The sequence below is a fragment of the Streptomyces sp. NA04227 genome, assembly GCF_013364195.1.
In the GTDB taxonomy this organism is placed as follows: Bacteria; Actinomycetota; Actinomycetes; order Streptomycetales; family Streptomycetaceae; genus Streptomyces.
On the sequence record NZ_CP054918.1, the window covers coordinates 6666755 to 6676680 of the forward strand.

The window sequence follows — 9926 nt, forward strand, 5'->3', positions numbered from 1 at the left end:
GGTCAGTGGCGCCCGTGCGCGAGGCGGGGCCCGCCGTAGCGCGATCTCACCGGGGCTCGGCCACCGTGCCCCGCCAGGAAGGAAGCGAAGATGGAGTGGAATGACGGACGCGACCGGCCCCTGCGGCAGCGCCTCGTGGCCGCACGGGCGGCGGAGCGGCGTCGTCTGCTTCTCGACCTGATCCGGACTCAGGCCGCCGCCGCCCTGGACCGCGAGGGCCATCTGGCGCTCGACCCCGGCCGGGCGTTCGGCGCCCAAGGGCTCCGGGGGCGGGCCGCGGCACGGCTGCGGGAACGGCTGAGCGGGGCGACGGGCGCCACCCTGCCCACCACCGTCCTGTTCGACTACCCGACTCCGCACGCCCTGGCCGGCCACCTGTGTTCCCTCCTGCTCGGCGAACAGGCTTCACCCGGTTCCGGGGCGGGAGTCGACCCGTCCGCCGAGCGGCGGGCCGCGACGGACGAGCCGATCGCGATCGTGGGCATGGGCTGCCGACTGCCCGGCGGGGTGACCTCGCCGGAGGACCTCTGGCGCCTGGTGCGCTCGGAGACGGACGCGATCTCCGAATTCCCGACCGACCGCGGCTGGGACGTCGCGTACGACCCGGACCCCGACAAGGTCGGCACCACGTGCACCCGGCACGCCGGATTCCTCTACGACGCCCCCGACTTCGACGCCGGGTTCTTCGCGATCAGCCCGGGCGAGGCCGTCACCATCGACCCGCAGCACCGGCTGCTCCTGGAGACGTCCTGGGAGGCCGTCGAACGGGCCAGGATCGACCCGACCTCGCTGCACGGCACCCGGACCGGCGCTTTCGTCGGCATCATGTACAGCGAGTACGGCGCCCGTATCCGGCAGGTCCCGCCGAGCGCCGAGGGCTATCGCGTCGTGGGCAGCATGCCCAGTGTGGCCTCGGGGCGGCTCGCCTACTCCCTCGGTCTGGAAGGACCGGCGGTCACCGTGGACACCGCCTGTTCCTCGTCTCTGGTGTCCCTGCACCTCGCCGCGCAGTCCTTGCGCCAGGGCGAGTGCACGCTCGCCCTCGCCGGTGGTGTCACGGTGATGGCCACGCCCTGGGGCTACATCGAGTTCAGCCGGCAGCGCGGCCTGGCACCGGACGGGCGGTGCCGGTCGTTCTCGGCCGACGCGAAGGGCAGCAGCTGGTCCGAGGGCGTGGCCGTACTGGTCCTGGAACGGCTGTCGGACGCGCGGCGCAACGGTCACCGCGTGCTGGCGGTGGTACGAGGATCAGCGGTCAACCAGGACGGCGCCTCGAACGGCCTGACGGCTCCGAACGGCCCGGCCCAGCAGCGGGTGATCCGGCAGTCGCTGGCGTATGCGAGCCTGTCCACCGCGGACGTGGACTGCGTCGACGCCCACGGCGCCGGAACCCAGCTCGGCGACCCGATCGAGGCGCAGGCACTCCTCGCCACCTACGGCCAGGACCGGCCCGCCGACCGGCCGTTGTGGCTGGGCTCGTTGAAGTCCAACGTCGGCCACACCCAAGCCGCGGCCGGGGCTGCGGGCGTGATCAAGATGGTGATGGCGATGCGCCATGCCGAGTTGCCGCGAAGCCTGCACATCGCGGAGCCGACACCGCACGTCGACTGGTCCTCCGGTGCCGTGCGGCTCCTCACCCAGGCCACCCCCTGGCCGCAGGTCGACCGTCCGCGCCGAACGGCCGTCTCCTCCTTCGGAGTTGGCGGGACGAACGCCCACGTCATCCTTGAGGAGGCGCCGCCGGAGAGCGACGGCCCCGGGCAGGGCCCGACAGGGGACGGAGCCGCGGACGTCACAGACCCAACGAGCACGACGAATGTCGCAGTCGCAGCGGCAGCCACAGCAGCCACCTCGAACGCCACGGACGCCGCGGAGAGCGAAGGCCGCGCACTGCCGTGGCTGGTCTCGGGCGTCGGTGAAGCGGGCCTGCGGGCCCAGGCGCGGCGGGTGGCGGAGTTCCTGCAGTCGGACGCGCAGGCGCCGGACGTGGACTTGGCGTACTCGCTGGTGAGTTCGCGGGCGGCTCTGAGGGACCGGGCCGTCGTGGTGGCCGCGGACCGGGCCTCGGCCGGCGAACGCCTCGCCGCGCTCGCGGACGGCGACCAGGGCCCGCACACGGCGCTGGGCTCGGCGACGGCACGGGACCGCGTCACGTTCGTGTTCCCCGGACAGGGGTCCCAGTGGCCGGGTATGGCCGCCGAACTGATGCGTACCTCAAGGGTGTTCCGGGAGTCGATCGAGGCCTGCGCCGAAAGTCTGTCCCCGCACGTCGACTGGTCGCTCACGAAGGTGCTGCGCGGCGAGTCCGGCACACCGACCCTGGACCGTGTGGACGTCGTGCAGCCCGCGCTGTTCGCCGTGATGGTCTCCCTCGCCGCGCTGTGGCGGTCGTTCGGTGTGGAACCGGCCGCGGTCGTCGGGCACTCGCAGGGCGAGATCGCGGCGGCCCACGTCGCGGGCGCCCTCTGTCTGGACGACGCGGCCCGCGTCGTGGCCCTGCGGAGCCGGGCCCTGCGGGTCCTGGCCGGGCGGGGCGGGATGGTCTCGGTCGCCTGCCCCGAGGACCGGGTGCGCCGGAGCCTCGCGCGGTGGGACGGTGCTGTGTCCGTCGCCGCGGTCAACGGGCCGCGGTCCGTGGTCATTTCGGGGGAACCGGCGGCCCTGGACGAGGCGCTCGCGGCCTTCGAGGCGGACGGCGTGCGCGTACGGCGGATTCCGGTGGACTACGCGTCGCACTCGGCGCAGGTCGACGAGATGCGCGAGACCCTGTTGGCGACCCTGGACGGTGTCCGTCCGCGCGCGGCGACCGTGCCGTTCCATTCGACGGTGTCCGGCGAGCCGGTCGACACCACGGTTCTGGACGCCGCGTACTGGGTGCGCAACCTCCGCGAGACCGTCCGGTTCCACAGCACGCTGGAGGGTCTGCTCGCCGAGGGTCACACCACGTTCATCGAGATGAGCCCGCACCCCGTGCTCACCCTCGCCATCCAGGAGACCGCCGAGGCCGCGGGCCCCGAGCGGGCCGGAGACGTCCTGACCGTCGATTCGCTGCGGCGCAACGAAGGCGACCTGGCGCGGTTCCTGACCGCGGTCGCCGAGGCCCACGTCCATGGCGTCGCCGTCCACTGGCCGGAGGCGTTCCGCCACACCGACCCCCGCCTGACGGACGTCCCGACCTACGCCTTCCAGCGGACCCGCTACTGGCTGGAGGACGCGGCCGCGCCGGAGACCGACGTGACCACAGCCGGTCTGGACGGCGTCGACCACCCCTTGCTGGGGGCGGCCGTACCCCTCGCGGACGGGACCGGGGGCATGCTCTTCACGGGGGCGCTGTCCACACGGACCCACCCCTGGCTCGCGGATCACGCCGTCGCCGATGTCGTGGTCGTTCCCGGCACGGCGCTGGTGGAGATGGCGCTGCGAGCGGGCGCGCGAGTGGGCCACGAGGTTCTCGACGAGCTGGTCCTGCAAGCCCCGTTGATCCTGCCCGACCAGGGCACCGTACGCCTCCAGATCGCCGTCGGCGGCCCGGACGACGACGGGCGCCGGGACATCACCCTGTACTCGCAGTCGGGCGCCGCCGCACCGAACGCGCCCTGGACCCGGCACGCCGAAGGCGCTTTGGCACGCGGCGGCGAGCTGCCACCAACACCGCCGCGCCACTGGCCGCCGGGCGACGCGGCCGAGGTCGAACTCGGCGCGTGTTACGAGGAGTTGGCCAGGACGGGACTCCACTACGGTGCCGCGTTCCAAGGGCTGAAGCGCTGCTGGCGTCGAGGCGACGACCTCTACGTGGAGGTCGAACTGCCCGAGGGCGCCGGTGGTGTTGACCGCTATGGGCTGCACCCCGCCCTGTTCGACGCGGTCCTGCACGCCGCGGCACTCGTACCCGCGCCGGGTGCCGCACCCGGCGAGTCCCGGCTGCCGTTCTCGTGGCGCGGCGTAACCGTGAACGCCACGGGTGCCACCCGGCTGCGGGCCCACCTCCACCTCACGGGGACCGGTGCTCTGTCGGTTATGGCCACGGATCCGCAAGGGCGGCCGGTGGCACGCGTCGAGAGCCTCGGGCTGCGGCCGGTGGCCGCGGCATCCCTGCGCCGCGCCGCCGCCATGGCCGCTGCCTCACTGCTGCGCCTGGAGTGGCTGCCCGGCCAACGGCCCGCCCCGCGCGACCCGGTGACGGTACGTTGGGCCTGGATGGGGCCCGGTGCCGGGACCGACGGAGTCGACGGCGTGCTGGACGTACGAGGCATCGAGTGCACGCACCACTCGGATCCGGCGGCGCTACGGGCGTACTTGGACACCGGTGGCGCCGTGCCCGAAGTTGTCGTCCTCGCTCTGCCACCGGGGCTCTCGGGGCACTCGCCGGTTCCGGAACCCCGGGCCGCCGCCGACACGGACGCAAGTGCCGATACGGCCGCGAGCACCGGCACGACCACGGCGAGTCACCCTTCCGCGCCCGGCCCGGCCCCTCTCGTCGATCCGGCCACCGCGGCGCACAAGGCCGCACACACCGTTCTGGCCGCCCTGCAGGACTGGCTGGCCGACGAGCGCCTCGCGGACTCGCGCCTGGTCGTGCTCACCCGAGGCGCGGTCGCGGTGGCCGACGGCATGGCGCCCGACCCCGCCCTCGCCACGGTCTGGGGACTCGTCGCCTCGGCGCAGTCGGAGTACCCGGACCGTATCCGCCTCGTGGACCTCGACGGGCTCGACTCGTCCCGGTCCGCGCTCGTGGACGCGGTGGCGGGTGAAGCGGACCGGGTCGCGGTGCGTGAAGGCACCCTCCTGCTGCCGCGCCTGGCTCGGGTGGCGACGCCACCGTCCGCCGCCGGTGCGGGCTGGCGCACGGACGGGACGGTCCTGGTGACCGGTGGTCTTGGCACCCTGGGCCGGTTGGTGATGCGCCACGTGGTGGAGTCGTACGGAATCCGGCACCTCGTCGTGGTGTCACGGTCCGGCGACTCGGGCGCGGGGGCCGCCGAGTTCGTGAAGGAACTCGGCGCGGACGGCGCCGACATCCGTGTCGTGGCCGGTGACGTGGCGGACCGCGAGGTGCTGACGGAGGCGCTGGAGGCGGTTCCGGACGGGCACCCGCTGACGGCCGTGGTGCACATGGCCGGTGTCCTGGACGACGGCGTCCTGTCGGCACAGACACCGGAACGTCTCGACCGGGTGCTGCGCCCCAAGGCGGACGGGGCCTGGCATCTGCACGAGTTGACCGCCGACCCGGACGTGGCGTTCGTGGCGTTCTCGTCGGTGTCCAGCGTCCTCGGCCCGGCCGGACAGGCCGGTTACGCGGCGGCCAACGCCTTCGTGGACGCCCTGATGGAGTGGCGCAGGGCCGCGGGCCTGCCGGGTGTGTCGCTGGGCTGGGGGCTGTGGGAGAAACGGTCGAGTCTGACGGCGGGGCTGGCGGAGGCCGACGTACGGCGGATGGCCCGCTCGGGAATCAAGGCGCTCTCCGGTGACCAGGGGCTCGCCCTCCTCGATGCCGCTCGTGCCACCGGCGAACCGGTCGTCTTCCCGCTGCGTCTGGACACCGGCAACATGGCCGAGGGCGACGAAGTCCCTTACCTCTTGCGGGCGTTCGCCGGGACCCCGGTCCGCCGGTCCGCTGCCGGTACCGACAAGAGCGGAAACGAGCAGGGCAGCGAGCCGTTGGCCGTCCGTCTCGCCCCGCTGTCCGAGAGCGAACAGGACGACTTCCTGCTGACCTTGGTGCGCACCCATGTCGCGGCCGTCCTCGGCTACGACGATCCACGGACCGTGGGCGAGCGGCGGCCCTTCGCCGACATCGGCTTCGACTCCCTGCGCGCCCTGCAACTGCGCAACCGTCTGGGCGCCGCCACCGGCCTGCGGCTGTCGCCCACGCTGGTCTTTGACTACCCGACACCGGTGGCACTCGGCCGCCACCTGCGCACCGTACTGCTGCCGGACCCGCGGACGCCGACCGGGACGACAGCGGCGCCGGACGCCCATGCCGCGCCGGAGGTCTCGCCACCGCACGCTCCGCACCAGGGCGACGCGGTCATGGAGAAGCTGCGCTCGGCCTCCCGGGACGAGGTCTTCGACTACATCGACAACCTGCTCGGCGAGTAGGCCGTCTCCGGCGCGCTGAACCGGAACCCATCCGGTCCCGTTCGAACCCGACAAGGAGCAGCTCGATGCGTGCGCTGCTGATGGACAACTACGACTCCTACACCTACAACCTGTTCCAGCTCCTCGCCGAGGTGTACGGCAAGGAGCCGACCGTCATGGTCAACGACGACGCGGCATGGGCGAAACTGGACCCTTCGGCGTTCGACTGCGTGGTCATCTCACCCGGCCCGGGGCGCCCCCAGCGCCCGTCCGACCTCGGCTTCTGCCAGGACATCCTGGAACGCTGGCAGGACGTGCCGGTCCTCGGTGTGTGCCTGGGCCACCAGGCGATCGCCCACCACTACGGCGGACGGGTGGCCACCGGAGTCCCCCGGCACGGTCACCTCACCCGGGTCCGGCACGGTGGCGAGGACCTGTTCGACGGCCTGCCCCAGAACTTCACCGCCGTGCGCTACCACTCGCTACGGGTCACCGAACCGCTGCCGCGCACCCTGCGGGCCACCGCCTGGGCGGAGGACGGGACGGTCATGGGACTGCGGCACGAGACCCTGCCCCGGTGGGGTCTGCAGTTCCACCCGGAATCCGTCGCGAGCGAGTGGGGCGCCCAACTGCTGCGCAACTTCGCGGAGTTGATGGGCGGCCATTATGTCCCGCCGCCACCGGAGGACACCCGGTTTGCCTCCCCGCCGCCGGAGCACACCCGCTGGGCCTGTCCGTCCGAGGACGCCCCGGCGTCCCCACTCGACCTGTCCGTCGAGGTCGTCGAGCGGGCGGTGGACACCCCGGCTGCCTTCACCACACTCTTCTCGAAGAGCGAGTACGCCTTCTGGCTCGACAGCAGCGCACCCGGCGTCGGCGGCGCCCGGTTCTCCTTCCTCGGCGACGACTCCGGTCCCCTCGCGGAGACATTGACGTACCGGACCGGGAACGGCGCGGTGACGGTCCGCGACGCCACCGGTGAACGGACCGAGGACGGCACTGTCTTCGAGGTGCTCCAGGAACGGCTCCGCACCCGTGCCGTCCCCCCGACGGACCTGCCTTTCGATCTGAACGGCGGCTACGTCGGCTACTTCGGGTACGAGCTCAAGGCCGAGTGCGGGAGTCCGAACGTCCACCGGGCCGAGACACCGGACGCGGTGTGGATGTTCGCCGACCGGTTTGTCGCGGTGGACCACGAGCAGGGGCGCACCTACGTCCTGGCCCTGAGCGGCCCGGGCGCGGACGAACTCGCCAACGCCCGCGCCTGGGCGGCACAGACGGCACGAGAGGTCCGCTCCCTGCCCGGCCCCGCGGCCGACCGCACCCCCGGTCCGGAAGCAATGCCGGCGCACGGGCCGGTCCTCGCCCGTGGACGGGACGCATACCTCGACGACATCGAGGACTGCCTCGAACAGCTGCGCGGCGGCGAGAGTTACGAGATCTGCCTGACCAACCGGCTGCGGCTCCCGGCCCTGGCGGACCCCCTCGGGTACCACCTGCTGCTCCGGCGCCTCAACCCCGCTCCGTACGGCGCCTTTCTGCGGCTCGGCCCCGTCGGCGTGGTCTGCTCGTCGCCGGAGCGGTTCCTGCGTATCGACCGCGACGGAACCGTCGAGAGCAAGCCGATCAAGGGGACGGCGCCCCGTGGCGCGGACCCGGTCAGCGACGAGGAACTGCGCCGCTCGCTGGCGGCATCGGCCAAGACCCGCGCCGAGAACCTCATGATCGTCGACCTGCTCCGCAACGACCTGGGCCGGGTGTGCGAGGTGGGGTCCGTCGACGTGCCCGCGTACATGGTGACCGAGTCGTATGCGACGGTGCACCAGCTGGTCACGACGGTCCGTGGTCGGCTGCGACGCGAGGTGGACCCGGTTGCCTGCGTCCGGGCGTGCTTTCCCGGCGGCTCGATGACGGGTGCGCCCAAGCGCCGGACGATGGCGATCATCGACCGTCTGGAGCAGGACGCGCGGGGCATCTACTCCGGCACCATCGGCTACTTCGGGCTCTCCGGCGGCGCGGACCTCAACATCGTGATCCGCACGGCGGTGACTTCACCGGCGGGCACGGTGATCGGCGCGGGCGGCGCGATCGTCCTCGACTCGGACCCCGCCGACGAGTTCGACGAAGTGCTCCTCAAGGGCCGCGCGCTGGTGCGGGCACATGCCCTGCACTCCGCGATGGAGACGAACTCGACGCCGGATGGGGCGAGTTCCTGACAGGCGCGGTGTTCGTCGTCGTACGGCCGCTTGCGCTGTGCCACGGGCCGCCGCCCCGCCAGGTGTGTGGGGCCCGTCGGCCGTGGTCACGGCGCGCGGCTGCCCCCGTACCCGTCGATCTCCTCGACGCCCTCGATCCCGCCCAACAACCTGCCCGGACAAGCCCTGTGACCCTCCGCGCCGGGGAGCGAGCCGGCGATCAAGCGCATTCCAAGAGGGCGCCAAGACCCGCCGCACACAATCGCGATGCGGCAGCGAACCGCCAGTTATCCGAGGGAAGGACCGAGTATGTCGACCGTCGCAGAGCCCGGGATGTCGTGGCAGAACCTGCCGTTCCTGGACATCACCGTGCCGGATTTCGCATGGGACTCTCCCGAGGTGGCCGAGGCCAGAGAGCGCTCCTGGGCCGCCACCACCCCGCTGGGACTCCTCGTGCTGCGCTATGCGGAGTCCCACAGCCTGTCCCGCGACGCGCGGCTGGTGTCGGGCTTTCGCGATGTGGTGGACATGGTCGGGCCCTCCGACGGGCTGGTGCGCGACTTCATGCGCGACTTCATGCAGAGCCTGGAGGGCCCCGACCACCGCCGTCTGCGCGGCCTGGTGAGCCACGCCTTCACGGCGCGCCGCATCACCGCGCTCCGGCCGTTCATCCGAGCCACCGCGGAACGCCTCGCCGACGAACTGGCGGACGGCGGCGGAGAGCGCGACTTCGTGGAGGCGTTCGCCGACCCGCTGCCCGCGGCCGTGGTCTGCGAACTGCTCGGCTTTCCCCCGGCGGACCACGCCGTCGTCGGCCGCTGGTGCAAGAACACCAACCTGGTCCTCGCCCTCGGCCCCGACCAGAGCAGGGTCGGGGAGGTCGAGGAAGGCCTGGCGGGGATGTACGACTACTTCGAGACCGTGATCCAGGAGCGCAAGGCGAACCTCGGCGACGACCTGTTCTCCGACATCCTCCGAGCCCAGCAGCAGGACGGCGCGCTGGACGACCGCGAACTGCGCACGCTGATCGCGACCCTGCTGGTCGCCGGGTACCAGACCACCAGTCACCAACTCGGCCACTCCATGGTGGCGTTCGCGGCGCACCCGGAGCAGTGGCCGCTGCTGCGCGAGCGGCCGGAACTGGTTCCGCAGGCGGTGGAGGAAGTGCTGCGCTGGTGCCCCACGACGACGGTGGTGGCCACCAAGTCCGCGGCCGAGGACTTCGTCGTCAACGACCTCCCGATCCAGGCCGGAACCCCCGTGTGGCTGTGCGCACACTCGGCGCAGCGCGACCCCCTGGTGTTCAAGCGGGGCGACGAGTTCGACATCACCGTGCAGCGGGAGGCGTCCCCGCTGGCCTTCGGCGGCGGTGCGCACTACTGCCTGGGCGCGGCGCTGGCCCGCGTCGAACTCGCCGACGCCTTCGAGGCGCTCGCCGCCCGGCTCGGCCCGCCCGAGATCGCGGGACCGATCACCTGGCGGCCCTCCACCGGCGTCTCGGGCCCGGACGTCCTGCCGCTGCGCTTCGCACCTTTGTCGGAGCCCGACCCCGCCCGGTCCGCGGGCTCATGACCGAGAGGGCGCGGGAGGCGGTCACCACCGAGGGCGGACCAGTGCGGTCCGGCTTCCGCGCCACCCCCGGGCTCACGAGGT

The 9926-nt window shown here is 72.6% G+C and carries 3 protein-coding genes; all 3 read left to right on the top strand.

Translation table 11 applies throughout. The features are described from left to right. Positions 1-90 precede the first annotated feature (90 nt). The 3 genes from HUT18_RS28265 (at position 91) to HUT18_RS28275 (ending at position 9845) form a co-directional block, all read left to right on the top strand. Complete coding sequence (locus tag HUT18_RS28265) at positions 91-6099, top strand: type I polyketide synthase (RefSeq protein ID WP_176103358.1); 6009 nt, start codon at positions 91-93, stop codon at positions 6097-6099. Between the two features lie 65 nt (positions 6100-6164). Then, positions 6165-8294 carry an aminodeoxychorismate synthase component I gene (gene pabB, locus HUT18_RS28270; protein WP_176103359.1) on the top strand — a complete coding sequence of 710 codons (2130 nt, stop codon included), beginning with the start codon at positions 6165-6167 and terminating at the stop codon, positions 8292-8294. A 288-nt stretch (positions 8295-8582) separates the two neighbouring features. Beyond that, positions 8583-9845, top strand: a complete 1263-nt coding sequence (locus tag HUT18_RS28275; protein ID WP_176103360.1) for a cytochrome P450 — start codon at positions 8583-8585, stop codon at positions 9843-9845. Positions 9846-9926: the final 81 nt, after the last annotated feature.

Excerpts from the sequence above, each read along its gene's own strand:
- pabB (WP_176103359.1), top strand. The coding sequence starts at position 6,165 with ATGCGTGCGCTGCTGATGGACAACTACGACTCCTACACCTACAACCTG.
- HUT18_RS28275 (WP_176103360.1), top strand. The coding sequence starts at position 8,583 with ATGTCGACCGTCGCAGAGCCCGGGATGTCGTGGCAGAACCTGCCGTTC.
- HUT18_RS28265 (WP_176103358.1), top strand. The coding sequence starts at position 91 with ATGGAGTGGAATGACGGACGCGACCGGCCCCTGCGGCAGCGCCTCGTG.